Below are 25,190 nucleotides of genomic sequence, written 5' to 3'. Positions count from 1 at the left end.
AAGCGGCAAGCGTGTCGCTGATCGGCCAGCCCGCGCCGTTGATCGTGATTGTCTTAGTGCTTGAAACTGCACCAGAATGGTGTTTGGCTGACGAAACAAAGGCGGGTGCAAGAAATCCGCTTCGCCAAAGAATCGAAATGGGAGAATAACTATGTCGCGCATGAATTCCTTCGTCGCCGGCCTCGGCCTGGCGGCTTTTTTGTCCACCAGCGCAGCTTTCGCCGGCGATCCGGAAAGCTGCAAGGCGGTGCGTCTTTCCGATGTCGGCTGGACCGACATCCAGGCGACGACCGGCGTCGCCTCGGTGCTGCTCACAGCGCTTGGCTACGAGCCGCAGGTGATCCAGCTTTCGGTGCCGGTGACTTATGCGTCGCTGAAGAACAAGGACCTTGACGTCTTCCTCGGCAACTGGATGCCGTCGATGACCACCGACATTAAGGACTACACCGCCGACGGCTCGGTCGAGACCGTCAGTGAAAACCTCAGCGGCGCCGGCTACGGCATCGTCGTGCCGACCTATGTGGCGGACGCAGGCGTCAAGACGCTGACCGATCTCGGCAAGTTCAAGGACAAGTTCGACGGCAAGATCTACGGCATCGAGGCCGGCAACGACGGCAACCGGATCATTCTCGACATGATCAAGAACCCGGCCGACAATCTTGAAGGCTTCGAACTGGTCGAATCCTCGGAGGCCGGCATGCTGACCCAGGCCGAGCAGTCGATGAAGAACAATGAATGGATCGCCTTCCTCGGCTGGACGCCGCATCCGGTGATGGGCGCCATGAAGATCACCTATCTCGAAGGCATGGGCGACAGCGGCTTCGGCGCCGCCACCGTCAGCACCAATGTGCGCAAGGGCTACACCACCGAGTGCCCGAACGCCGGCAAGTTCATCGCCAATTTGAAGTTCAATCTCGACATGGAAGGCGAGATGATGGACGCCATCCTCAAGGGCGGCGACGCCAACACGGTCGCCACCGACTGGCTGAAGAAAAACCCGGACGCGGTCACCCCATGGATTGCCGGTGTGACCACTTTCGACGGCGGCGACGCGGCGGCAGCCGTCAAAACCGCGCTCGGGAGCTGAGCCGGCTTTGAATTCAGGGTAACAAGCCAAGAAGGGCAGCCATCTTAGAAAAGGCTGCCCTTTTTCATATCCTGTGAGAAGATGACCGTCCGGCAAAGGACGGCGCCGACAGAAGAGGGGCGAGATGGATCCGATTTCCAAATTCCTGGTCAGCTACAAGATCCCCATAGGCGCCTGGGGAAAGGCCTTCTTCGGTTTCTTGACCGACAATTTCAACACCGTCTTCAGGGCCTTTTCGAACAGCCTCAATTTCCTGCTCGACGGCATCGTCGACGGACTGCTGCTGCTGCCGCCTGTCCTGCTCATCGCGCTGATCGCCCTGCTCGCCTATTTCCTGCAGCGCTCGAAGGGCCTGGCGCTCGCCGTCTTCCTCGGACTGCTGTTCATCCTCAACCAGAACCTCTGGAAACAGACGGTGGAGACGCTGGTGCTGGTGGTTGCGGCCGCCGCCGCCTCGATGGCCATCGGCGTGCCACTCGGCATCTGGGCCGCGCACAAGCCGAAGGTCTACCGTATCATGCTGCCGGTGCTCGACCTGATGCAGACACTGCCGACCTTCGTCTACCTGATCCCGGTGCTGACCTTGTTCGGGCTCGGCAACGCACCCGGCCTCATCGTCACCATCATCTTCGTGATCCCGACCTCGGTTCGTCTCACCCATCTCGGCGTCACCTCGGTGCCAAAAGCGATCGTCGAGGCCGGCGAGGCCTTCGGCGCCACCAAAAGACAGCTTCTATGGAAGGTTGAACTGCCCTCGGCGCTGCCCACCATCATGGCGGGGCTCACCCAGTCGATCATGCTGTCGCTGTCGATGGTGGTGTTCGCGGCCCTGATCGGCGCCGGCGGCCTCGGCACCGAAATCAACCGGGCGCTCGGCTCGCGCCGGATCGACCTCGGGCTCGAGGCGGGGCTGGCCATCGTCGTGCTCGCCATTGTGCTCGACCGGATGACCCGCATTGGCGTGGGAGGCAAGAAATGACCGTCGCCGTCGATTTCAGGAATGTCGATATCGTCTTCGGCGCCGACCAGGCGGGGTCGCTGGCGCTCATCGACAGCGGCGCGACCCGAGCCGAGATCCTCGAAAAGACCGGCAATGTGCTGGGCTGCGCAGGCGCCAGCCTTACCGTGCATGAAGGCGAGATTTCCGTGCTCATGGGCCTGTCCGGCTCCGGCAAGTCGACGCTGCTCAGAGCCGTCAACCGGCTGAACGTGGTTTCGCGCGGCCAGGTTCTGGTCAAGGACGGCGACGGCACGGTCGATGTCGTCACCTGCGACGAGGCGACGCTGAGAAGGCTGCGGCAGAAGCAGGTGGCGATGGTTTTCCAGCAGTTCGGCCTGCTGCCATGGCGCACGGTGGAGGAGAATGTCGGCCTCGGCCTCGAACTCGCCGGCATGCCCGAAGCCGAGCGCAAGGAGCGCGTGCATCGCCAGCTCAAGCTGGTCAATCTCGACCAGTGGGCGAAGAAATACGCCCATGAGCTTTCCGGCGGCATGCAGCAGCGCGTCGGGTTGGCGCGCGCCTTTGCCACCGAAGCGCCGATCCTTTTGATGGACGAGCCGTTCTCGGCACTCGATCCGCTGATCCGGACCAAGTTGCAGGACGAATTGCTGCAGCTTCAGGCCGAGCTCAAGAAGACCATCATCTTCGTCAGCCACGACCTCGAGGAGGCGTTGAAGATCGGCACCCATATCACCATCATGGAAGGCGGGCGCATCGTGCAGACCGGCGCGCCGGAAGACATCGTGCTGCGCCCGGCCAACGACTATGTCCGCGACTTCATCGCCAATGTGAATCCGCTCTCGGTGCTGACCGCCTGGAACGTGATGCGCGACCGCCGCGACCTCGAACACGGCAAGGATGGCTGGGTGTGGCTCGACCGCCGCAAGACGACGCGCTTCAAGATCGATGAGCACGGGCTGGTGGCGGCGGCCGAACGCGATGGCAAGCCGGCGGTGTGGGTATCCTGCGCCGATGTCGAGGGCCAGCCGGAGGAGTTGGCGCAGGTGTTCTGGGCCAATCCCGGCACTTCGCTCAAGACGGTGATGCTGGCCATGCATCGCTCGCAGACCGCACCGGTGGCGCTGTTCGACGACCAGTCGCGTTTCGTCGGCGCGATCGGCATCAGGGATGTGCTGTCGGCGGTGTTGCGAAGGTAGTTGTTTTCTCCTTGAGGGAGAGAAAACCAACTGTCGCGATCCTTCACGCCCCCCTCGGTCCTGCCGGACATCTCCCCCACAGGTGGGGAGATTGGCTGTCATCGCCGATTTCGCCAATTACAAACGTTGGAAAGTGAGAGCCGTCTGCGAAACTGCCAATCTCCCCCAATTGGGGGAGATGTCCGGCAGGACAGAGGGGGCGCGAAGAAATGCCCGCCTGGCCCAATGTCGCCAGCTACGCCGCCAGTGGCAGACGTAATTCCGTCAGCAGGCCGCCGCCGGGGTGATTGGACAGGCTGACCTCGCCGCCGGCGGCGCGGGCGATGTTGCGGGCGATGGTCAGGCCGAGGCCGAGCCCGCCGGTCTGGCGGTTGCGCGACTGTTCCAGGCGCACGAACGAACCGAACACAGCGTCGAGCTCGGCCTGCGGTATGCCCGGCCCCTCGTCACGAATGGCCAGTGTGATGATCTTGCCTGATTGCCGCAGGCTGAGATGCGCCTTCTTGCCGTAGGTGACGGCGTTCTGGACGAGATTGGTGACGCAGCGCCGCAGCGCAACCGGGCGCGCGATGCAGATCAGGCCGCGCGAGCGGGTATCCTCATTGTCGAAGGAGACCTCCTGAAAGCCGTCGGCGATCGATTCCACCAGCGACCAGAAATCGATCCTTTCGCTCTTTTCCTCCGTCACCTCGAAGGTGGCGAAGTCGATGACGGAGCTGGCAATCTCCTCGATATCGGCAAGGTCATGCGCCAGCGCCTCGCGAACCGTCGATTTCCTGAGCAGTTCGAGACGCAGCCGCATCCTGGTCAACGGCGTGCGCAAATCATGCGCCAGGGCCGCGGCAAGATGTTCGCGATCCTCGACATAGTCGCGCAGCCTTGCCTGCATGGCATTGACCGCCCTGGCGGCGGTACGAACCTCGCGGCTGCCGGTCTCGGCGATCGGTGGGCTCTTGAGGTCGTTGCCGATCCGCTTCACCGCGGTTTCCATCATCCGGTAGGGCGCGGTCAGCCGGCGCAGCGACCAGATCGACGAGATCACCACCAGTCCGGCGATCAGGGCATAGAGCGGCAGGCTGTCGAAGCTCAATATGGGGCCGACCGGCGTGTTCGGCTCGGTGAAATTCAGCCATTGGCCGTCGGCGAAGCGGAGCGAGGCGGTCAGCTTGTCGCTCTGGGCGAAGTCGGCCGCCAGCACAAGCAAGTCGCGCTCGACCTGGCCGAGATCGCGGCGCTCGACCTGGCCTCCGGCATCGTCGGCTTCGCGCGTTGCCGGGTCGCGCCGGACCCTTGCGTCGGTGACGCCGAATTTGGACAGCCGCCCGACCAATATGTCTTCCAGTTCGGCCAGTTCGTCATCGCCAGCGATAGACGAGGTGACAGCGGGCGTATCCGAAACGGTGAGCGCATAAGTCGCGTTGAACAGGCCGGAGGCGATAGCCTTGCGCTCTTCGGGCGGGCTGGCATGCATCAGCTGCACCAGCGAGAAGGCACGATCGTTAAGCCGGTAGAGATCGACCACATCGTTGGCGGCGGCGCGGTCGCGCGAGACGATGTAGAGGGTCGCGACCTGGCTGATCAGCAGGCCGGCAATGACGATGAGCAGAACCCAGACCGGCAGGGTTTGCGGCAGGATGCGTCTCATTCGGACGTCGTCTCGGGCAGGAACTGATAACCGCCGCTGCGCACGGTCAGGATCAGTTTCGGCGTTTTCGGATCGTCCTCCATCTTGCGTCGCAGTCGGCTGACCAGAATGTCGACGCTGCGGTCGAAGCTGTAGCCGCTGTCGCCGCCCGACAGTTCGATGAGCTGGTCGCGGCTCAGCACGCGCTGCGCGCTCCTGACGAAAGTCTGCAACAGGTTGAACTCCGCCATCGTCAGCTCGACCCTGACGTCGCCCGGCGCCATCAGCCGGCGGCGCGAACAGTCCATCGTCCAGCCGGCGAAATGAAAGATCTGTTTCGAGGTGGGCCGGCGCGGCTCGGCGCCGCCGTTGCGCCTCAGCACGGCGCGGATCCGCGCCAGCAGCTCGCGCGGGTCGAAGGGTTTGGGCACATAGTCGTCGGCGCCCATCTCCAGCCCGACCACCCGGTCGGTCGTCTCGTTGACCGCGGTCAGCATGATGATCGGCGTTGAATAATTGGCGCGAAGCTCGCGGCAGAGTTCCAGCCCGCTCTTGCCGGGCAGCATGACGTCCAGAACGATAAGGTCCACCTGTGCCCGGCGCAGGATGGTTTCCATCTCGGTGCCGTCGGCGGCGACGGATGTGTGCAGGCCTCGCTTCTGGAAAAACTCCTGAAGCAGGTCGCGGATGCCCTTGTCGTCGTCGACGATCAGTATGTGTGCGTCGGATTTCACGGAAAACCTGCCATGGTGGATCGCCCAAGCGCTCGTTCGCTCATCACCCACACGATAGAATTCAGGCCATATGTTGGCCAGTGGCGATGTCAGGTCCAGACGCGGATTCGTCAGAAACAATCCAGAAACAAAATTCTACAGTTCGGAAAAACTTCCGAAAAAAATCAAAGGCATAAATGGTGTCGTGGCGGTCAGGTCACCGGCTGCGACACGCGTTACGGGATTACGGACAAACCAATGCAAAGGTTCTCGATCAGCCTGATGGGTGCGTTGCTCGGCATTTCGCTCGTCACGGCCGCGGTCGGACAATCCGATGCAAAGGTGGCCGATGCAAAGGTGGCCGACACAAAGGCGGCCATCACCCGCAGCGAGCGTTGCAGCGATCTGAGCCGTCAATTCGACGAAGCCCTCGAAACCCATGCCACGGCAACGCAGGTCACCGCGGCGAAGGCACTTCAAAGAAAGGGAAACCGGTACTGCGCCAACAAGAAACAGGCACAGGGAATCCGGATGCTCGCGAACGCTTTGAAGCTGCTTGGAGTGACACCGATCGACCCCGTTCAGTGACACTCAAATTCGATCTGCAAGAAAAAGGAAGTGAAGCCATGAATAAGTCCCTCCTCTCCGCCCTCGGTCTCGCCATCGCGCTCGCCTTCTCGATGCCGGTCCTCGGCACGACCAGCGCCAACGCTGCTGCTACGACCGCGGCTGCGACGACCACGGCCACGACGGCTGCGCCCGCCAAGGCCGTGAAGAAGGTCGTCGCCAAGAAGACCGCCAAGAAGCACAAGAAGGTCAAGAAGGTTGCTCCGAAGGCGGCTCCGAAGGCCTGATCCAGCGACATCTCTTGTCGCCTGAGAGGACCGCTCCGGTTGCGATTTGCCTGGAGCGGTCGTCTTTTGTGGGCCAGGTCCGGGCCAAAAAAGCGCAAACCTCGACAACTCCCCAGCTGTGCTGGCCCATTGGTCACTACTAACTCTTAACCCGATCGCAATGCCGGCCAGGTAAGGCATCCGCATGAAGAAGCGGCCTTCGTCCATTCTGCGTTCGATGGTCATTGGCAGCCTGGTGGTCACCGCATTGACCAAGGTGCTGATCCAGTTGACCGCCAGCCCGGTGCCCGACCCGGCCAGCGGGCGCATCGAGCCCGCCCTGTTCGCGCCTTCGATTTCCACCGATTGGGACTACATCACCACCTGGCAGACCATGCTGCTCATCGTGCTCACCAGCACGGTGCTGATCTGCTTTGTCGCGTGGCCGGTCGTTGCCTGGCTGGAACGGCGGATGGATGCGGCCGGACGCAGGCAAAGCGGGCCGCCCGTCCCGACCGTGCGGCAATTTTCGGCCCGCCGGACCTTTGGCCGCCAGGGCCGTTGAACCGCGGCCGACAGTTCCCACATAGACCACGGGCTTGTGAACGGCCGCGCCCCGCCGGGAAGCGGTTTGCGCGCCGTTGAAAATGGACGACCGCTTTTGCCCATGCCAAAGTAATGGCGACACTCGTGCGATTGCCGGTTCCGATGCCTGAAATCACGACAAAGCCCCGCACCAAGACGCAGCCGAAGACCGAACGGCCGAAGCTCTACAAGGTTATCCTGGTCAATGACGATTTCACGCCACGCGAATTCGTGGTGACGGTGCTGAAGGGCGAGTTCAAGCTGAGCGAAGACCAGGCGCGGCGGGTGATGATCACCGCGCACCAGCGCGGTGTCTGCGTCGTCGCCGTCTTCACCAGGGATGTCGCAGAAACCAAGGCGGCACGCGCAACCGATGCCGGCAAGGCCAAGGGCTATCCGCTGATGTTCACGACGGAGCCGGAAGAGTAAGGAGCGCTATCTTCCCTCGCGGTACCACATCGAGCCCATCGCCAGCAGCAGCAGGCCGAGGCCGAGGAAGCCGCCGAACAGCGGCACGCGCGAGACCGCCTTCAACACGCTGTCGTCGGTGGTGCGCAAGCCGATCCAGTCGTTGCCGGCCGCCGCGCCCGAGGAGCGGACCGGGACGATCGAAGGCAGCGTCACGCCGCTGGTGACGCCGCCAAGCGTGGATGACTGAGCCAGCCGGCGCACGCTGCCGCCGGTGGCTTCCGCCGGCGCTTTCAGCCGGTTCTCGGTGGAGATGACGTCGGAGAATTCCGGTGCGTTGACCGGGCCGACATGGGCAAGGGCGGTCAAATTGCCATTGCCGACCTGATAGAGGCCGATCTCGCTGGTCTCGATGCTGCCGAGGAAAACGCCAGGCTCGGACTTTTCGAGCTTGACGATCAACGCCTTGCCGGAGGGAGTGATGACCTGGGCCGGGCCGGGATCGTCGCTCATCGTCTGGCGGCGGATTTCCAGCATCATGCCGCGGCCTTCGGCGGTCAGCCGCTCTTCCTCGAGTTCGGGCTCCTTCATCAGCCAGTGGGCAATGCGCCGGTAGAGCTGGACATGCGGGCCGCCGCCCTCGTAGCCGCGCGCCCACAGCCAGCCCTGGTCGGACAGCAGCATGCCGACGCGGCCTTCGCCCTTGCGGTCGAGCAGCAGCAGCGGGCGGTTGTCGGCGCCTTTCATCACCACCTGGCCCTTGGGGTTCTCGACGCCGATGGTGCGGAACCAGCGGCTCCAATGCGGCGGGTCGGTTGCCGAGCCGTCGAGCCCGCGCGTCACCGGGTGGCGCTGGCCGAGATCGGTGAGACGCGGATAAAAGGCCTTGTCGACGACCTCGCCGGTCGGCATCGCCGGCAATGCCGCCATTAGGGGTGTGCGGGCAATGGAGCTTTCGCCGGCATATTCGGGGCCGGCCGCGATCAGCAGCGCGCCGCCCTTTTCGACATATTCGGCGATGTAGTCGTAGTAGAGGATCGGCAGCACGTCGCGGTGCTGGTAGCGGTCGAAGATGATCAGGTCGAAATCCTTGATCTTCTCGACGAAGAGTTCGCGCGTCGGAAAGGCGATCAGCGACAGTTCGTTGATCGGCGTGCCGTCCTGCTTTTCCGGCGGCCGCAGAATGGTGAAGTGGACGAGATCGACCGAGGCGTCGGATTTCAAGAGGTTGCGCCAGGTGCGCTCGCCGGCATGCGGCTCGCCGGAGACGAGCAGCACGCGCAAATTCTCGCGGATGCCGTCGACCAGCGCGATGGCGCGGTTGTTGGTGTCGGTCAGTTCGCCCGGCTCGGGGTCGATGGCGAGTTCGATGATGTTGCGGCCGGCGCCGGGGATGGTCACCTGCAACGGCATGGCCTGGCCGATGGTGGCTTGCTCGACCGCGACCTGCTCGCCATTGACCGAGACGCGGACATCGACCGGGCCGGCCTGGTTACCGGTGGCGATGACGCGATAGGTCATGTCGAGCGGCTTGCCGACGAGGCCGAAGCGCGGCGCGTTCTCGAAGCGGATGCGGCGATCCTTCTCGTGGTCATTGCCGGTGATCAGCGCATGCAGCGGGGCGTTGAAGTCGGGGGTGCCGGCGGGCGCATCATGCACCTCGCCGTCGGTGATCATGATGGCGCCGCCGATGCGCGACGGCGGCACGTCGCGGAAAGCGCCTTCAAGCGCGCCGAACAGCCTCGTTTCGGTGCGCTCGTCGGCGGCTTCGGACTTGCCGGCCTCGACGACGCGCACGTCGAACTGCTTGAAGCGGCCGAGGCGCTGCTGAAGACCGGCCAGCGCCTCGTCGGTCTGCCTGGTGCGCTCGCCAATGTCCTGGCTCTGGCTGCGGTCGACGATGACGGCGACGACACTTTTCAGCGCCTCGCGCTCCTCGTCGAGGAACACCGGGTTGATGAGGGCGGCGCCCAGTGCCAGCAGGGCGACGAAACGGAAGACCGCGCCGCGCTGGCGAAACCACAAGCCAACCAGCGCCAGCAGCAACAGCGGCGCCAGCACCAGGCCAAGCAGTGGCCAGGAGAGCAATGGTTCGAAGGAGAGCGACCAGTTGTTCATGGCCTACTGCCCCAGCCGTTCGAGCAGCACCGGCACATGCACCTGATCGGATTTGTAGTTGCCGGTCAGCATATACATCATGATGTTGACGCCGGCGCGCAGCGCATAGATGCGCTGCATCGGGTCCGACGGCACGGTCGGCAGAAGCGGATCGCCATTCTCGTCGGCAGCCCAGGCGCCAGCGAAGTCATTGGCGGTGATCATGATCGGCGAGACGCCGTCGCCGGTGCGCACCGGGCGGTTCTCGGTGTTGCTGGCTTCGAGCGAGGCTTCGACCCAGAGCGGGCTGCCAGCGAAACGGCCGGGAAACTCGGGCAGGATGTAGAAGGATTTGGTCAGCACGTGGTCCGACGGCACCGGTTCCAGCGGCGGCACATTGAGATTGCCGAGGATGTCGCGCAACCGCTCCGTCGCCGGGCTCGTCGAATCGGCGCCGATACCATTGGCGAACTGGTCGCGCGTGTCGAACAGAACCGTGCCGCCCTGCTGCATATAGGCGTCGATGCGGGCGATCGCGGCCTCGCTCGGCATGGGGGCGGTGGGGTCGATCGGCCAGTAGATCAGCGGATAGAAGGATAGTTCGTCCTTGGCGATGTCGACGCCGGCCGGCGCGCCGGGTTCGAGCGCGGTCTTCTCGATCAGGAAGCGGGTCAGGCCTTCGAGCCCGGCACGGCTGATCGAATCGACGCCCGGCTCGCCGGTCAGCACATAGGCGATCCTGGTCTTCGAAATGTCCTCGATCGCCTGGGTGTCGCCGGGTTTGGCATCGTCGGCGCGGGCGACGTCGGCATGGCCGAGCAAGGCGCCGAGCGCAATCAGCAGGGCGGACGCGGTTGCGGCAGTCCGGGCACGGCGCGGCCGGAGCGAGAACAGGCCGCCCATCCAGAACACGGCCAGCGTGTCGAGCACCATCAGGGCGAGCGCCGCCGCCACCAGCGGGCCTTTCAAATCGTGCGATTCGTCGAAGGCGTACTGGATGGTGGTGACCGGCACGGTGATCTCGGGACGGACCAGCGGCGCGAAGGTGCTTTCGGCATTTAGCAGATTGTGGGCGAAGACGCCGGTTTCGGAACCGTAGAGGCCGGGCGGGTTCTCGAACGTCACCGGCAGCGAGCCTGCGCCCGGCACCAGCGGCCTTGCATCGGGCGTCGGCGGCACCAGCGCGCCATCAGCGGCGACCATGCGGTAGGGCGCCAGCGAGGTGGCGGCGGCTTCGGCATTGGCGACCGCTGCACCCTGGTTGCGCGACAGCTGCACGATGCGCCGCAGCATTTCGACGAAGCTGCCGGAGATCGGCAGGCTCGACCACGTCGCCTCCGGCGTGACATGGAACAGGACCAGCGTGCCCTTACCCTTTTTCAATCCGGTTACCAGCGGCGTGCCGTCGGCCAGCGTGGCCCAGCTGCGCTCGACGATGTCGGGCGTCGGTTCGGCCAGCACCTGCCTGGTGACGGTGACTTCGGCGGGCGGCGCGAGGTCGGCGAAGGGGCCGGTTTTCGGAAATTCGGTGACCGGCTGCGGCGTCGTCCATGACAGCGCGCCGCCGAGCGAGCGTTCGCCGGTGCGCAAGCGGACCGGCAGCAGGTCGTCGTCATTGCCGGCGGCGGCCAGCCGCGAGCCGGCGAAACGCACCAGCGTGCCGCCATTGTCGACCCAGTCGACCAGCCTTTGCCGCACCTGCTCGGGAATGGTGCCGATATCGGCCATGACGATCATCGCCGGCTTCTGGTCGAGGAGCTGCGGGATTGCGTCGGCAAGGTCGGCGCTCGACGGTTCGACCAGATCGGCGAAGGGCTGCAGCGCGCGCCTGATATAATAGAGCGGCGACAGAAGCGGCTGCGCCTGATCGGCCTCGGCCTGCGACAGGAGCCCGACGCGGCGGCGCTTGGAATTCTCGTCGAGCACGCGCACGGCGCCGGCCTGGCGCTCGCCGTCGAGCGCGATCGAAGCGAAGTCGTTGCGCAGTTCGAACGGCACGGCCATCGTGCCGGTGGCGGTGGCCTCGCCCGGCGCGAAGGTCAGCGTCGCGTCGGCGATGCGGCGGCCCTTGTCGTCGAAAGCGCCGGCGGTCACCTGCGCCGGCGCCGGGTCGCCCGGCGCGCGGATGGCGGTCAGCGCAAAGCCGTCGACCTGGTTGTCGGCGCCGGTCAGCCCGGTCAATGTCAGCCGATCGGAGACGGCCCAGACGACACGGGCGGCGTTCCTGGACAAGAGCGTGTTGAAGGCGGCCTCGTCGCCTTTCGCCGCCAGACCGTCGGCCAGCACGGCGACGCTGGCGCCCGGCATGCTCTCCAAGGTCGCCGCGACGCGGGCGTAGACGGCCGGCCGGTCGGTCGGGATCGGCCGCGGCTTTGCCGCGCGCAGCCGGTCGAGCGCGGCGGCGGCGTCGAAGGGGCCGATCTCGGCATTCGGCTTTTCGGCGGTAAAGGCGATGATGACCGGCACGCCATTGGATCCGGCATCGGCGATCAGCCGCTCGGCGGTGGCGACGCGCTTGCCCCAGTCGGCGGCACTGGCCCAGTCATTGTCGATGACCAATGCGAGCGCCGCGCCCTCGGCCGGCAGTTTTTCGCGCGGATTGAAGACCGGTTCGGCAAGTGCCGCGACGACCAGGGCCGCCATCAAAAGCCGGAGCAGCGTCAGCCACCACGGGCTTTGATGCGGCGTCTCCTCACGCTTCAGCACGCGGGCAAGGATCTTCAGCGGTGGGAAGGTCTCGGTCCGCGGCTTCGGCGGCGTGAGCCGCAACAGCCACCAGATCACCGGCAAAGCCAGGAGGCCCCACAGCACCATGGGCGCGCCGAAGGAGAGCGGCAGCCAGCTCATGCGCTGATCCTCCCGGCATGGCCACCACCGGCGGCCAGCCCGGCATGACCGCCACCGGCGGTCATCGCCATATGGATGCGCACCAGCGCCTCGGAGGCGAGGCGGTCGGTGTGGTTGACAGTGAAGCTCCAGCCAAGCCGCTTGCACCAGCCGGCCAATTCCCCGCGGCGGGCGGTGTAGAGCAGACGATACTCAACGCCCAACGTTTCGGCGCGGCCGGCGGTCAGCTTCTCGCCGGTCTCGGGATCAGTGAATTCGGTGCGGCCGGCATAGGGGAAGGTCTCTTCGGCCGGGTCGGCGACTTCGATCAGATGGGCGCGCACGCCGTGGCGGGCGAGCACGTCCAGCCAGGCCATGGTGTCCTCGACCGGATCGAGGAAATCGCTGACGAGGACGATATCGCAAAAGCGGCGAATGCCGGAAAGGTCTGGCTTTGCCGGCAGGTCGGGAGCATGGGCGAGCTGGGCGGCAATGCGCTCGGCGCCGTTGCGGGCGGTGAACGGATCGGTCAGGCCCGGCCAGGCGATGCGCTCGCCGCTGCGCGACAGAAGCTCGGCCATGGCCAGCGCCAGCACCAGAGCGCGGGATTCCTTCGAGACGGTCGCGCCGGTCGATTTGTAGAGCATGGACGGCGAGGGGTCGGCCCAAAGCCACACCGTATGGGCAGCCTCCCATTCGCGGTCGCGCACATAGGTGTGGTCGTCGCGGGCCGAGCGGCGCCAGTCGATGCGCGAGGAATCGCCTTCGACATAGGGCCGGAACTGCCAGAAATTCTCGCCAATGCCGCGCTTGCGGCGGCCATGCCAGCCGGCAATCACCGTGTTGACGATGCGGCGCGCCTCGACCAGCAGGTCCGGCACCAGTGAGGCCCGCAACCGGCCACGGGCGAGCGCGTCGCGCGTCGCTGCCGGTGCCTGGACCTCGCCTATGCGCCCCATCAGATACCTTTTGCCAGTTTCGCCACCACGTCGCGCACAGTGGTGCCCTCGGCACGGGCGGCGAAGGTCAGCGCCATGCGGTGCTGCAGCACCGGCTCTGCCAGCGCTCTGATATCGTCGACCGACGGCGCCAGTCTTCCATCGTAGAGCGCACGGGCGCGGGCGCACAGCGTCAGCGCCTGGCTGGCGCGCGGGCCAGGGCCCCAGGCGACATGCTTGTCGGTTTCGGCATTGCCCTGGCCGGGGCGCGCCGAGCGCACCAGCTTGAGGATCGCCTCGACGACGCTTTCCGGCACCGGCATGCGGCGGATCAGGGTCTGGATCTCCTTCAGGCGTGCCGGCTGCAGCACATTCTCAGCCTTCGCGTCCTCGACCCCGGTGGTCTCCAGCAGGATGCGGCGCTCCGCCTCGATATCAGGATAGAGAATGTCGACCTGCATCAGGAACCGGTCGAGCTGCGCCTCGGGCAGGGGGTAGGTGCCCTCCTGCTCCAGCGGATTCTGCGTCGCCAGCACGTGGAAGGGCGCCGGCAGGTCATGGCGGGCGCCGGCGATGGTGACGTGGTATTCCTGCATCGACTGCAGCAGCGCCGACTGGGTGCGCGGCGAGGCGCGGTTGATCTCGTCGGCCATCAGCAGCTGCGCGAAGATCGGCCCTGAGATGAAGCGGAAGGAACGCTTGCCGAATTCGTCCTGCTCCATCACCTCGGAGCCGAGGATGTCGGACGGCATCAGATCGGGCGTGAACTGGATGCGGCGGGAATCGAGGCCGAGCACGATGCCCAGCGTCTCGACCAGCTTGGTCTTGGCGAGGCCCGGCACGCCGACCAGCAGCGCGTGGCCGCCGGCCAGAAGCGCCACCAGCGTGCGCTCGACGACGCTCTCCTGGCCGAAGATGACGCGGCCAACGCCATCGCGAACCCGGGAAATGTCGGCCAGCGCCTTCTCGGCATCGGCGATCATGTCCTTTTCGCTGATCGGGCTTTCCTTGATCATCACGCTCATGCAGCATCGATCCTTCTGGTTGGAAATACCGGCTTGCACCTTACAGTGCCGCAGAATGCCGCGATTCGGCCTCGCCTGGCGCGCCTCTTTGAACTTAAATCACAGACTTAAGCTGACAAGCGGAACAACAGTGACTATTTCGTGACCATGACGGAACACACCGACCTTCGCCAGGACACTCTGACGGCCGCCACCGAGGCGCGGGGGCTGGAAGCGCTGATCTCGCGTGCCGCCCGCGCGGGCAAGGGCCCGGCGCCGGTGGAGCGCTGGAATCCGGCCTTCTGCGGCGATCTCGACATGGAGATTAGGCAGGACGGGACCTGGTTCTACCTGGGCACGCCGATCGGCCGTATGCCGTTGGTGCAGCTGTTTTCCTCGGTGCTGCGCAAGGATGAGGACGGCAGGACCTATCTGGTGACGCCGGTGGAGAGGGTCGGCATCCGCGTCGTCGATGCGCCCTTCATCGCCGTCGAGATGGATGTTTCCGGCACTGGCGACGGTCAGACCATCACCTTCCGTACCAATGTCGGCGATGTGGTCGAGGCCGGTCCGGGTCACCCGCTGCGCTTCGTCGACGAGGACGCGACCGGCGGCCTGAAACCCTATGTGCTGGTGCGCGGGCGGCTGGAGGCGCTGGTGGCGCGGCCGGTGATGTACGAGCTGGTCGAGCATGGCGAGGAGATCGAAATCGACGGCAGAAGGATGTTTGCCGTACGCTCGAAAGGCGCGGTCTACCCGATCATGCCGGCGGAAAAACTCAATCGGCTGAGCGTGTGACGGACAACACATGATGGACCAGGTGACGCCCACGCCCTTTTCAGCCGAGGATTTTCGCGCCCGCGTCGCGGCACAGCCGCAAGCCCATGCCGGCGACGATTTCGGCGACCATTGCTTCAACCCCGGTCATCCCAGGATGAAGCTCGTGAAAACGCTGCGCGATGCCGCCGTGCTGATCCCGGTGGTCGATCACGGTCGCGACGCCACGGTCCTTTTGACCAAGCGCGCCGAGAAGCTGCGCAATCATTCGGGGCAGGTGGCGTTTCCCGGCGGCACGATCGATGCGACCGATCCCACACCCGAAGCGGCGGCCCTGCGCGAGACATTCGAGGAGATCGGGCTCGGCCAGGACCGCATCGAGATCGTCGGCCGCTTGCCGGATTATGTCGCCGGCAGCGGTTATCGCATCGCCCCGGTGCTGGGAATAGTGCGGCCCGGCTTTTCACTGATGCTCAATGCCGACGAGGTCGACGCCGCCTTCGAAGTGCCACTGCGCTTCCTGATGGAGCCGGCCAACCACACCAGGGACAGCCGCATGTGGAACGATCTCGAATGGTTCTTCTACGAGATGCCCTATGGCGGCCAACGCATCTGGGGCGTCACCGCCGGCATCATCCGCACGCTCTATGAGAGGCTCTATACGTGAGCAGCCGCGTGTCGCTCACGGGCAGGGCCGAGTGGCTCGGCGATAAGCACCTGCAGTGCCTGCTCGCAGTACTTGCGGATCATGGCGAGGAGGCACGTGTCGCTGGCGGCGCGGTGCGCAACACGCTCATCGGCCAGCCGGCCGCCGACATCGACATCGCCACCACTTGCCTGCCGGCCGATACCATCCGCCGGGCCGAAGCGGCGGGCTTCAAGGCGGTGCCGACCGGCATCGAGTACGGCACCATAACGGTCGTTGCCGGTGGGAAGCCGTATGAAGTCACCACTTTGCGCGCGGACATCGAGACCGACGGGCGGCACGCCAAGGTTTCGTTCGGGCGCGACTGGAAGGCCGACGCGGAGCGGCGCGATTTCACCATCAACGCGCTCTATGTCGAAGCCGACGGCACGGTTATCGACCTGGTCGGCGGCATTGCCGACATTGAGGCGCGGCGGTTGCGCTTCATCGGCGATCCGGAAGCCCGCATCCGCGAGGACTATCTGCGTATCCTGCGCTTCTTCCGCTTCTTCGCTTGGTATGGCGACGGCCGGCCGGATGCCGAAGGGCTGAAGGCCTGCGCCCGGCTGAAGGACGGGCTCGGCCAACTGTCGGCCGAGCGCGTCTGGTCCGAACTGAAGAAGCTCCTGTCGGCGCCGGATCCATCGCGCGCCTTGCTGTGGATGCGCCAGGCCAGCGTGCTCACCAGCGTCGTGCCGGAAAGCGAGAAATGGGGCATCGACGCCATTCACGGGCTGACCAGGGCCGAGAAGGATCTGGGCTGGGCGCCGGACCCGCTGCTCAGGCTGGAAGCGATCGTGCCGCCGGACGCCCAGCGCATGAAGACGCTCGCCGAGCGGCTGAAATTCTCCGGCAGCGAGGCGGAGCGCATGCGCCACTGGGCACTGACGGGCGCCGTCGAGCCGAAGATCAGCGAAGCGGAGCTCGCCAAGAAACTCTACCGTGGTGACCGTCAAGGTTTCGTCGACCGTCTGCGGCTGTCGCTCGCTTCCGCGAGGGTGCGTGCGGTAGAGGACAATGACGCGCTGCTCGAAGCCGGTGGCTTTTCGCGCCTGCTTGCCTACGCCGGAAAATGGCAAAAGCCAGACTTTCCGCTCAAGGGCGCCGATCTGACGACGCTTGGCGCGTCGCCGGGACCGAAACTCGGCGAAACCTTGAAAAACCTCGAAAAGGAATGGATCGAATCCGGCTTTGCGCTCGACCGCGGCGCGCTGCTGAAGCGCGCCGCTGAGGCGCTTGAGATTTAGTTATCCCTTCTAACCATGATCTTATCCGAAAACCGGTTCCCACTTTTTGCTACGCTGGCCTTCGGTTCGGGATCATGGTCTAGGCCGCGTCGCGGACCTTCTGGATGCGCGAACGGATCGCCTCGATCATCGTCTCGCGGATAACCGTTTCGCCATGCGTCTCGCGAATATGCTCGACGGCGCGGCGCATGACTTCGGCTTCCTCATCGGCGCGCGTGTGCCAGTCGCAGCCGGGAACGAGCGACCCGCATTGAAATTCCTTCATTGGATTTTTCCTTCCTCCTTGGAGCACCGCGCATTCGCTCTGGGCACGGAAAGCCCCAGCACCTTTGAGCAGTGCATGATCCTTTCGAAGACCGATTTCGGTCCTCGGGTGGCGAGCAAACATAACACAATCGAATGGTTTTGGTTGCGTTGGACCTCATCTGCGCATGATCCTTTCCGAACCTGTGGTTCGGGGGCATGCGCGGGAGGCCAAAAAGGCGGAGCATCGCTGCTCCGCCCTCCTACGCTACCTCGGAGACAAGACTGTGTCTTGCTCCAGCGGGCAGGCTATCACTTCACGATCTTGACTGCCTCGGCAATTTTGTTCTTGCCGCTCATGTCCCAGGAAACGCGGACCTTTTCGCCGGCCTTCAGGCCAGGATCCTTGAAGGTCTTGGGCAGCGTAAAGGTAGCTCCGTCATCCAGAACAAGGCTCATGGCCGTTCCATCATAGGTTTTGACCGTGCCCGTGGTGTGTTTGACCGCGGCGAACGCGGCCCCACCAGAGGCGAGAACGGCGGCAGCCGCAGCCGTCATAATAAGCTTGCGCATGGCATGCTCTCCTGGAAAATGAGGGCACCCGTTTGGGCAGGTGCCCCACTCAATCATGGGCCGTCCGGTCGCGTCGGGTCGCGGTTCCAGAGGAGGAGAGAACCGCCGGCGTTTCCCGGCCCGGAAACGACAAATAATCCAATTGTTTCAATTGTGTATTAGACGAAAAAGATATTCTTCACGCCACATTCCCCGCCAAAATCAGGCGATTGGGACGTGAATGCGGTTCACGCCCCGCTCACCATTATTTTACGGCCATCTTACTTCCGGCGGCAGGCTGGACAGGATCGCGGCGACATTGCCGCCGGTCTTCAGTCCGAAGATGGTGCCACGATCGTGAAGCAAGTTGAATTCGACGTAGCGGCCACGGCGAATGAGCTGCTCGTCGCGGTCGCCGTCGGTCCAGTTGTCGTTGAAGTTGGCCCGCACGAGATGTCCGTAGACGACGAGAAAAGATCGTCCGACATCCTGGACGAAGTTAAAATCGGCGTTCCAGCCGCCTTTGTCCTCGTCCGAATGCAGCCAATCGAAGAAGATGCCGCCGGTGCCGCGGGGCTCGTTGCGGTGCGGCAGGTAGAAATACTCGTCGCACCAGGCCTTGAATTTCACATGGTCGGCGACGCCGGCGTTCTTCTCGCAGGCGAATTGCATGGCCCGGTGGAAGGCAAGCGTGTCGGGATCGTCCTGGACGCGGCGGCGGTCGAGCACCGGCGTCAGGTCGGCGCCGCCGCCGAACCATTGGCGCGAGGTGACGACCATGCGCGTGTTCATGTGCACGGCGGGCACGTTGGGGTTCCAGGGATGGGCGATGAGTGAAATGCCGCTCGCCCAGAAGCTGGGGTCTTCCTCGGCGCCCGGCATCTGCTTCCTGAATTCCGGCGAGAACTCGCCATGGACGGTCGAGGTGTGGACGCCGACCTTCTCGAAGACACGGCCATGCATCATCGACATGGTGCCGCCACCGCCGCGGCCTTCGTCGCGCTCCCACGGCGTCTTCGCGAAGCGGCCAGGCGACCATGAGGCCAGCGGTCCCTGAAGATCCTGCTCGATCTGCTCGAAGGCGGCGCAGATGCGTTCGCGCAGCGTCTCGAACCAAAGCCTGGCCTTCATTTTCTTCTGTTCGATGTCGGCGGGCAGCCCCACGGGTATTTCAGGTCGTTCCAAATGCTGTCTCCAGTTGCAGCCGACAAATGACTCGTCTTTTCCGGGCGCGATCCCTAATCTCTTAGGGGCAAGGGTCAAGTGTCATCTGGTTAAGGCCCTAGGAGTTCTTTCATGCGCACCCCGGCAAGACCGCCGCTGGATGGCTTGAAGAAAAGGCTCGATCGTTCGCGCGCCGAGCGCGAGCGCATGCCACGCGACGGCTTCCTGCGCGAGACCTTCGTCCTGCCGCGCTCCGATGCGCGCCTCAAGGCGAAGGAGTGGTTCGAGCGCTTTCCCAAGCAGGCCTATTGGACCGAGATCGAAAGCTGGTTCGAACGACCTGGCGACGTCATCGAATTCACCATCCGGCGGCTGCCGGCTGCGGATTAGCGCTCGACCAACAACCGCCTCGCCCCTGTTCCTTCCCTTGCCAACCGGTCCCCCTTGTTCCTCAGCGGGCATTTGTCGATCGACATGCAGCCGCAGCCGATGCAGTCGGTCAGCCCGTCGCGCAGCTTCTTCAGCTGGCTAATCTTCTGATCGAGCCCGTCGCGCCAAGCCGTTGAAAGCAGATTCCAATCCTCGCGCGTCGGCGTGCGGCCTTCGGGCAGCGATTGAAGCGCGGCACCAATCTCGGCCAGCGAGATGCCAACCTCCTGCGCGATCCTGATGATCGCCACCCGCCGCAGCACGTCGCGGCCGTAGCGCCGCTGGTTGCCTGATGTGCGGTGGCTGCGGATCAGCCCGCGCGCTTCGTAGAAATGCAGCGCCGATACTGCCACCCCGCTGCGCGCCGCCACCTGACCGACCGTCAATTCCGTCACCGGAGCCATTCGAATTTTTCCGCTTGACCTCAAGTTAAGTTGAGCTTGTAACCAAGAAACCCTGGCTATGCAAACCGCGGGAGAAGGCGATGTGCGCCTGGGTGAAAATGACAAGAGAGGGCGCAGTTCTCAGCGAGAAGGATGCCGTCATCGCCGACGGCGTGCGCATCCTATCGGAGCTGCCGGATCGCTTCGCCGGCCACCATGGCGACGGAAAGCGCGACATTGATACTGCGCGCGCCGGGCTGCATCGGGATCGTCAATCGCGCGTCAGCCGCCTCGTGGACAGGATCCGGCACGCCTGCGGATTCGCGGCCGAACAGCAGTATGTCGCCGGCGGCGAAGGCGAAATCGGTGTAGGCGGGCGCGGCTTTGGTCGACAGCAGCACCAGCCGCCGCGCTTCGCTTCGGCGCCAGTCTTCGAAGGCGTGCCAGTCGACATGCCGGGAAAGCCGCGCCATTTCGAGATAGTCCATGCCGGCCCGTTTCAGCGAGCGGTCGGAGAGTGGGAAGCCCGCCGGTTCGATGATATCGACGCCAAGCCCGAGGCAAGCGGCGAAGCGCAGGATTGTTCCGGTATTGCCGGCGATGTCAGGCTGGTAGAGGGCGATGCGGAGACGGTCGTTCATTTCCGCGTCTTTCTGGTGCATGGCCCCGAAAATCGGTTTCGGTTTTCGGAAAGGACCATGCACCAATCTAAAGTGTCAGAGCGTCCTTTGCGCGTCCACTGGACGCGCGGCGCGCTAATAAGTGGCAGATCGGCCACAGCGGGTTCGCCGTTTTGGAAATTCCTGGACCTCCGGGTGGCCATTTTCTGCGAAGTCAGGTATACGCCGCTCATTGTCAACCTGAACCGATGGAGGGGGGAATTCATGATGAATATGCACATCCAGCACCCCTCTCGGGGCCTTGTACGCCCCACGGCGGTTTCGGTACGACGATTTTCCTGACACTTTAAGATTTGATCGCACCGATTCCCGCCGAACCCAGTTTTCGGCTTTCGAAGGAATCCTGCGATGTTTTTCAAACTGCAAAACGGGCTCGACGCCCCACCTGAACGTGTCCGGACCGACGCTGACCGTCGTGTCCTGACCGACGCAATGCGCGCCGACGCCATCCGTGCCTTTGGCCGAATGCCGCCGGTCGAGCTTGCTTCACCCTTTTTATCGCATCTTCACATGGAGGACGGACCAATGTTCGATCCCTATAGAATACCCGGTTCAAGAAGCCTGCACGAGCGCAAGATGGCGACCTGGGCGCTGCTGATCGGCGAAACCTATTCGTCGGCGGTCCACGCCGAGACGCGCCGGCGTCCGCATCGCGGCATGCTGCCCGATGTCGACTTCTCGCGCGCCGTGCCCGACCGCAGCCGTCCTTCGCTGGTGCGCCGGATCATCAGGCTGATCCGGCCAGGCGCGAAGATCCGGGTCGTTGACACCGCGCCGTCAGGATCGTCAAACGAGCCTGTCGGCGAAAAGTCCGCGACACCCTATATTGCGCGAAGCAGGACCGACGGCCCGGGTGATTCCGAGCCGTCGGTCCTTAACGCCATGCGGTCTGGAGACGCTACGCGCTCCGGGGACGCTACGCGCTCCGGGGACTTCACCCGTTCCCGTGCCGCGTGAGCGGAAGAAAGATTTGTGAGCATCGCCATGTTTAGCTGGTTTGAAAAAAGGCTCGATCCGTTCCCTGCCGCCGAACCGGTAGAGCCGCCGAAGACGCTGATCGCCTTTTGCGTGCACTATACGCGTGGCGCCTGGCCCTACATCGCTCTCGATGCGGTGCTGGTGACGGCCATCGCCCTTGCCGAGGTGTGGATGTTCGGCTTCCTCGGCCGGATCGTCGACTGGCTGTCGGGGCAGAACCGCGAAACCTTTCTGCAGACTGAGGGCTGGAAGCTCGCCGGCATGGCCTTCATCGTGGTCTTCGCCCTGCCGGCGACGGTCTGGTTCCATTCGCTCATCAACCAGCAGACGCTGATGGGCAACTACCCGATGCGCATTCGCTGGCAGGTCCATCGCTATTTGCTCAAGCAGTCAATGGCCTTCTATCAGGACGAGTTTGCCGGGCGCATCGCGACCAAGCTGATGCAGACGGCGCTCGCCGTGCGCGAATGCGTCATCAAGCTGATCGACGTACTCAACTACATCATCGTCTATTTCCTCGGCATTCTGTTCATCGTCGGTTCGGCCGACTGGCGGCTCGCGGCGCCGCTGGTCGTCTGGCTCATCGGCTATATCGGGCTGCTGCGCTTCTTCATACCGAGGTTGGGCAAAGTCGGCGAGGAGCAGGCCAATGCGCGTTCGACCATGACCGGTCGCGTCGTCGACAGCTACTCCAACATCCAGACAGTCAAGCTGTTCTCGCATGCGCGCCGCGAAGCCACCTTCGCCAGGGAAGGCATGGCCGGTTTTCTAGATACGGTCTACCGGTCGATGCGGCTGGTGACGGTACTCTACGGCCTGCTCTACATCCTCAACTCGCTGCTCCTGTTCTCGGTCACCGCGATCTCGCTGTGGCTGTGGCTCGGCCAGGCGGTGACGATCGGCGCCGTCGCCGTGGTCATCGGCCTGGTGCTCAGGCTGTGGGGCATGTCGCAATGGATCATGTGGGAGATGTCCGGCCTGTTCGAGAACATCGGCACGGTCCAGGACGGCATCGGTTCGATCTCGCTGCCGCGCCTCGTCGAAGACAAGCCTGATGCCAAGGACATTGCGGTCACCAAGGGCGAGATCCGTTTCGAGGACATCCGCTTCCACTATGGCAAGCAGAAGGGCGTGATCGAGAGCCTGTCGCTGACGGTTAAGCCGGGCGAAAAGGTCGGCATCGTCGGCCGTTCGGGCGCCGGCAAGTCGACGCTGGTCAATCTTCTCCTGCGCTTCTACGACCTGGAAAGCGGAAAGATCCTGATCGACGGCCAGGAAATCGCCTCGGTGACGCAGGATTCGCTGCGTGCCCAGATCGGCATGGTCACGCAGGACACCTCGCTGCTGCATCGTTCGGTGCGCGAGAACATCCTCTACGGACGGCCCGATGCCAGCGAGGAGATGCTGATCGAGGCGGCACGCCGCGCCGAGGCGCTGGAGTTCATCGCCGGGCTCCTGGATGCGGAAGACCGCAAGGGTTTCGACGCCCATGTCGGCGACCGCGGCGTCAAATTGTCCGGCGGCCAGCGGCAACGCATCGCCATTGCTCGCGTTATGTTGAAGGACGCGCCGATTCTTATCCTTGACGAAGCGACGTCGGCACTCGATTCAGAGGCCGAGGCGGCCATCCAGGAGAATCTCTACAAGCTTATGCAGGGCAAGACTGTCATCGCCATTGCCCACCGGCTGTCGACCATCGCGGCGATGGACAGGTTGGTGGTGATGGACAAGGGCAGGGTCATCGAGGAAGGTTCGCACGAGGAGCTCGTCGCCAGCGGCGGGCTCTATGCGCAGCTCTGGCAGCGCCAGTCGGGCGGCTTCCTGCTCGAAGACGGCCCAGCCGACGCCGCCAATGACGCACTTGCCAAGGGTCAAGCCGCAGAATGATGGCCGCCGAATGATGACAGCCGTCTATCGCTGGTTCGAGAACTGGGTCTATCCGTTCCGGGAGCCCGCGAATCTTCGGCCACCCCTCAGCGTCGGCGGCTTCCTCTGGCACTATGTCGGGCAGGCGAAATTCGCCTTCTTCGCCATGCTGGTCATCGGCGGCATCGCACCGCTGGTCGAGGCCGGACTGTTCTACTTCGTCGGGCGGCTGGTCGACATCCTCGACCAGCTCCCCGAGCGCAACTGGCACGCTCTGTGGACTGCCGCCGGCCCCGAACTTGTCTTCATGGCCGTCGTGGTTCTGGTCATCCGCACCATCGTCGTCGGCCTGTCGGCGCTGGTGGACGAGCAGACGATCACGCCGGGCTTCTACAATCTGGTGCGCTGGCAGGCGCACCGCCATATCTCGCGTCAGTCATACGCCTTCTTCCAGAACGATTTCGCCGGCCGCATCGCGACCAAAGTCTGGCAGGCGGGGCAGGCGACCGGCGACCTGATGGAAAGCTTCATCGAGGTCGTCTGGTTCATGATCGTCTATACGGTGACGACGCTGGCGCTGGTCGCCGGCCTCGATCTGAGGCTGGCGGCCCTGGTGGTGATCTGGATCATGGCCTTTGGCTTCCTGGCCAAACTCTATGTGCCGGCGATCCGCAAGCATGCCGAGGAGACCGCCGAAGCCGGCTCGATGATCAACGGCCGCATCGTCGATTCCTATTCGAACGTGCAGACCCTGAAACTGTTCTCCGCCGATGGCGACGACCGCTATATCAGGAACGGCTTCGACATCTATCTCGACGCGCTTCGCCCGTTCACCCGCCGGCTGACCGGCGTGCGCATGGCGCTCACCACGCTGTCGGGCATCATGATCACGGCGATCGGCTGTTTTGCCGTCTACCTCTGGGTCGAAGGCTCGATCACCGTCGGCGCCGTTGCCTTCACGCTGTCGCTGGTCTTGCGGCTCAACATGCTGCTCGGACGGCTGATGATGCAGCTCAATGGCATATTGCGAAACCTCGGCGTGCTGGAGAACTCCAAGGCGCTGATCTCGCAGCCGCTCGGCCTGACCGATGCGCCGGACGCGAAAGAGCTTGTCGTGGCCGGCGGACGGATCGACGTGAAAAACGTCGAATTCCACTACGGCAAGGGGTTCGGCGTGCTCAACGGCATCGATCTCATCGTGCGGCCGGGCGAAAAGGTCGGGCTGGTCGGGCCGTCCGGCGCCGGCAAGACGACGCTCGCCAATTTGATCCTGCGGCTCTACGACCTCGAAGGCGGGAAGATCACCATAGACGGTCAGGACGTTGCCAAGGTCACGCAGAACTCGCTGCGCGCCAACATTGGCGTCGTCAGCCAGGATACAGCACTGTTCCACCGCTCGCTGCGCGACAACATCAAGCTCGGCATGCCTGACGCGACCAATACGCAAGTGATCGCCGCGGCGAAGAAGGCCGAGGCGCATGAGTTCATCCTCGGCTTGCGCGACAATCGCGATCGCCAGGGCTACGAGGCCTTCGTCGGCGAGCGCGGCGTCAAGCTGTCGGGCGGCCAGCGCCAGCGCGTGGCGATTGCCCGCGTCTTCCTCAAGGACGCGCCGATCCTGATCCTCGATGAGGCGACGTCGGCGCTCGATTCCGACATCGAGGCGGCCATCCAGGAGAATCTGGCAAGGCTGATGGAAAACAAGACTGTCATTGCCATCGCGCACCGGCTGTCGACCATCGCCGCGCTGGATCGGCTTGTGGTGCTCGATGGCGGCCGCATCATAGAACAAGGCACGCATGACGAGCTGGTGGCGCTCGACGGGCTCTATGCGCGGCTGTGGAAGCGGCAGTCCGGCGGATTCCTGTTCAACGAGGAGAGCGCGCTGGAAGAGACGAGACCAGCGGAGTAGGG

Annotated in this window: 25 protein-coding genes; 14 read left to right on the top strand and 11 right to left on the bottom strand. The window is 64.2% G+C overall.

Annotated features, from left to right (window positions below):
* Positions 1–151 precede the first annotated feature (151 nt).
* The 3 genes from choX (at position 152) to choV (ending at position 3,244) form a co-directional block, all read left to right on the top strand.
* Positions 152–1,087, top strand: coding sequence for a choline ABC transporter substrate-binding protein (gene choX, locus MESS4_RS27795; RefSeq protein WP_006338588.1), 936 nt, complete (start codon positions 152–154; stop codon positions 1,085–1,087).
* Between the two features lie 124 nt (positions 1,088–1,211).
* Positions 1,212–2,066, top strand: a complete 855-nt coding sequence (choW, locus tag MESS4_RS27790; protein ID WP_006338585.1) for a choline ABC transporter permease subunit — start codon at positions 1,212–1,214, stop codon at positions 2,064–2,066.
* Positions 2,063–3,244, top strand: coding sequence for a choline ABC transporter ATP-binding protein (gene choV, locus MESS4_RS27785; protein WP_006338583.1), 1,182 nt, complete (start codon positions 2,063–2,065; stop codon positions 3,242–3,244). Before choW ends, choV begins: the two co-directional genes overlap by 4 nt.
* Positions 3,245–3,479: 235 nt before the next feature.
* On the opposite strand, the gene MESS4_RS27780 is transcribed toward choV, so the two are convergent.
* Both MESS4_RS27780 and MESS4_RS27775 read right to left on the bottom strand, forming a co-directional pair.
* The gene (locus MESS4_RS27780) at positions 3,480–4,889 is read right to left on the bottom strand and encodes an ATP-binding protein (protein ID WP_006338579.1); all 1,410 of its coding nucleotides are present in this window, start codon (positions 4,887–4,889) and stop codon (positions 3,480–3,482) included.
* Positions 4,886–5,602 carry a response regulator transcription factor gene (locus tag MESS4_RS27775; protein ID WP_036242443.1) on the bottom strand — a complete coding sequence of 239 codons (717 nt, stop codon included), beginning with the start codon at positions 5,600–5,602 and terminating at the stop codon, positions 4,886–4,888. Before MESS4_RS27775 ends, MESS4_RS27780 begins: the two co-directional genes overlap by 4 nt.
* A gap of 237 nt (positions 5,603–5,839) precedes the next feature.
* Between MESS4_RS27775 and MESS4_RS27770 the strand changes: the two genes are divergently transcribed.
* The 4 genes from MESS4_RS27770 to clpS all read left to right on the top strand — a co-directional run bounded on the left by MESS4_RS27770 (position 5,840) and on the right by clpS (position 7,428).
* Positions 5,840–6,169 (top strand): hypothetical protein, encoded by a 330-nt coding sequence (locus MESS4_RS27770; protein ID WP_006338574.1) that lies wholly within the window; start codon positions 5,840–5,842, stop codon positions 6,167–6,169.
* Positions 6,170–6,207: 38 nt separating this feature from the next.
* Positions 6,208–6,435: a hypothetical protein gene (locus MESS4_RS27765; protein WP_006338573.1), complete on the top strand. Its 228-nt coding sequence runs from the start codon at positions 6,208–6,210 to the stop codon at positions 6,433–6,435.
* A gap of 184 nt (positions 6,436–6,619) precedes the next feature.
* Entirely contained in the window at positions 6,620–6,979 is a 360-nt protein-coding gene (locus MESS4_RS27760) for a hypothetical protein (protein ID WP_006338572.1), read from the top strand.
* 143 nt (positions 6,980–7,122) lie between these two features.
* The gene (gene clpS, locus MESS4_RS27755) at positions 7,123–7,428 is read left to right on the top strand and encodes an ATP-dependent Clp protease adapter ClpS (protein WP_008877717.1); all 306 of its coding nucleotides are present in this window, start codon (positions 7,123–7,125) and stop codon (positions 7,426–7,428) included.
* 6 nt (positions 7,429–7,434) lie between these two features.
* Here clpS and MESS4_RS27750 read toward each other — a convergent pair whose 3' ends face one another.
* Genes MESS4_RS27750 through MESS4_RS27735 form a run of 4 tightly spaced genes read right to left on the bottom strand, consistent with a single transcriptional unit; the run spans position 7,435 to position 14,293 of the window.
* A complete protein-coding gene (locus MESS4_RS27750; RefSeq protein WP_006338570.1) occupies positions 7,435–9,525 on the bottom strand; it encodes a hypothetical protein in 2,091 nt (696 codons plus the stop codon).
* A 3-nt stretch (positions 9,526–9,528) separates the two neighbouring features.
* Complete coding sequence (locus MESS4_RS27745; RefSeq protein WP_006338569.1) at positions 9,529–12,351, bottom strand: DUF4159 domain-containing protein; 2,823 nt, start codon at positions 12,349–12,351, stop codon at positions 9,529–9,531.
* Positions 12,348–13,289 carry a DUF58 domain-containing protein gene (locus tag MESS4_RS27740; RefSeq protein WP_006338567.1) on the bottom strand — a complete coding sequence of 314 codons (942 nt, stop codon included), beginning with the start codon at positions 13,287–13,289 and terminating at the stop codon, positions 12,348–12,350. Before MESS4_RS27740 ends, MESS4_RS27745 begins: the two co-directional genes overlap by 4 nt.
* Positions 13,289–14,293 (bottom strand): MoxR family ATPase, encoded by a 1,005-nt coding sequence (locus MESS4_RS27735; RefSeq protein WP_006338565.1) that lies wholly within the window; start codon positions 14,291–14,293, stop codon positions 13,289–13,291. Before MESS4_RS27735 ends, MESS4_RS27740 begins: the two co-directional genes overlap by 1 nt.
* Positions 14,294–14,440: 147 nt before the next feature.
* Here MESS4_RS27735 and MESS4_RS27730 point away from each other — a divergent pair, with 147 nt between their 5' ends.
* From MESS4_RS27730 to MESS4_RS27720, 3 genes are read left to right on the top strand one after another with little or no spacing between them, the layout of a single operon-like run.
* Entirely contained in the window at positions 14,441–15,070 is a 630-nt protein-coding gene (locus tag MESS4_RS27730; protein WP_036242327.1) for a DUF1285 domain-containing protein, read from the top strand.
* Between the two features lie 13 nt (positions 15,071–15,083).
* Positions 15,084–15,716 (top strand): CoA pyrophosphatase, encoded by a 633-nt coding sequence (locus MESS4_RS27725; RefSeq protein ID WP_036242441.1) that lies wholly within the window; start codon positions 15,084–15,086, stop codon positions 15,714–15,716.
* A complete protein-coding gene (locus MESS4_RS27720; RefSeq protein ID WP_006338560.1) occupies positions 15,713–16,981 on the top strand; it encodes a CCA tRNA nucleotidyltransferase in 1,269 nt (422 codons plus the stop codon). Before MESS4_RS27725 ends, MESS4_RS27720 begins: the two co-directional genes overlap by 4 nt.
* Before the next feature lie 79 nt (positions 16,982–17,060).
* On the opposite strand, the gene MESS4_RS27715 is transcribed toward MESS4_RS27720, so the two are convergent.
* From MESS4_RS27715 to hemF, 3 genes are all read right to left on the bottom strand, one after another.
* Complete coding sequence (locus MESS4_RS27715; RefSeq protein WP_006338559.1) at positions 17,061–17,246, bottom strand: DUF1059 domain-containing protein; 186 nt, start codon at positions 17,244–17,246, stop codon at positions 17,061–17,063.
* Positions 17,247–17,536: 290 nt separating this feature from the next.
* Entirely contained in the window at positions 17,537–17,797 is a 261-nt protein-coding gene (locus tag MESS4_RS27710) for a DUF1344 domain-containing protein (RefSeq protein ID WP_006338558.1), read from the bottom strand.
* A gap of 249 nt (positions 17,798–18,046) precedes the next feature.
* Complete coding sequence (gene hemF / locus MESS4_RS27705) at positions 18,047–18,961, bottom strand: oxygen-dependent coproporphyrinogen oxidase (RefSeq protein WP_006338557.1); 915 nt, start codon at positions 18,959–18,961, stop codon at positions 18,047–18,049.
* A 111-nt stretch (positions 18,962–19,072) separates the two neighbouring features.
* Here hemF and MESS4_RS27700 point away from each other — a divergent pair, with 111 nt between their 5' ends.
* Complete coding sequence (locus tag MESS4_RS27700) at positions 19,073–19,330, top strand: hypothetical protein (protein WP_006202578.1); 258 nt, start codon at positions 19,073–19,075, stop codon at positions 19,328–19,330.
* On the opposite strand, the gene soxR is transcribed toward MESS4_RS27700, so the two are convergent.
* Together soxR and MESS4_RS27690 are read right to left on the bottom strand one after the other, a co-directional pair.
* On the bottom strand, positions 19,327–19,773 hold the full coding sequence (soxR, locus tag MESS4_RS27695; RefSeq protein WP_006338556.1) for a redox-sensitive transcriptional activator SoxR: 447 nt from the start codon (positions 19,771–19,773) through the stop codon (positions 19,327–19,329). The two genes, MESS4_RS27700 and soxR, sit on opposite strands and share 4 nt — an antisense overlap.
* A 161-nt stretch (positions 19,774–19,934) precedes the next feature.
* Positions 19,935–20,393 carry a tRNA (cytidine(34)-2'-O)-methyltransferase gene (locus MESS4_RS27690; protein ID WP_006338555.1) on the bottom strand — a complete coding sequence of 153 codons (459 nt, stop codon included), beginning with the start codon at positions 20,391–20,393 and terminating at the stop codon, positions 19,935–19,937.
* 387 nt (positions 20,394–20,780) lie between these two features.
* On the opposite strand from MESS4_RS27690, the gene MESS4_RS27685 reads away from it, so the two are divergent.
* The 3 genes from MESS4_RS27685 to MESS4_RS27675 are packed head-to-tail and all read left to right on the top strand — an operon-like array spanning position 20,781 to position 25,188.
* Entirely contained in the window at positions 20,781–21,389 is a 609-nt protein-coding gene (locus tag MESS4_RS27685) for a hypothetical protein (protein WP_006338553.1), read from the top strand.
* A 27-nt stretch (positions 21,390–21,416) separates the two neighbouring features.
* Positions 21,417–23,297 carry an ABC transporter ATP-binding protein gene (locus tag MESS4_RS27680; RefSeq protein WP_198292809.1) on the top strand — a complete coding sequence of 627 codons (1,881 nt, stop codon included), beginning with the start codon at positions 21,417–21,419 and terminating at the stop codon, positions 23,295–23,297.
* A 10-nt stretch (positions 23,298–23,307) separates the two neighbouring features.
* A complete protein-coding gene (locus MESS4_RS27675; RefSeq protein WP_006338549.1) occupies positions 23,308–25,188 on the top strand; it encodes an ABC transporter ATP-binding protein in 1,881 nt (626 codons plus the stop codon).
* Positions 25,189–25,190: the final 2 nt, after the last annotated feature.

It is taken from the genome of Mesorhizobium sp. STM 4661 (assembly GCF_000359125.1).
In the GTDB taxonomy this organism is placed as follows: domain Bacteria; phylum Pseudomonadota; class Alphaproteobacteria; order Rhizobiales; family Rhizobiaceae; genus Mesorhizobium.
This window is presented reverse-complemented; position numbering and strand designations above follow the sequence as displayed.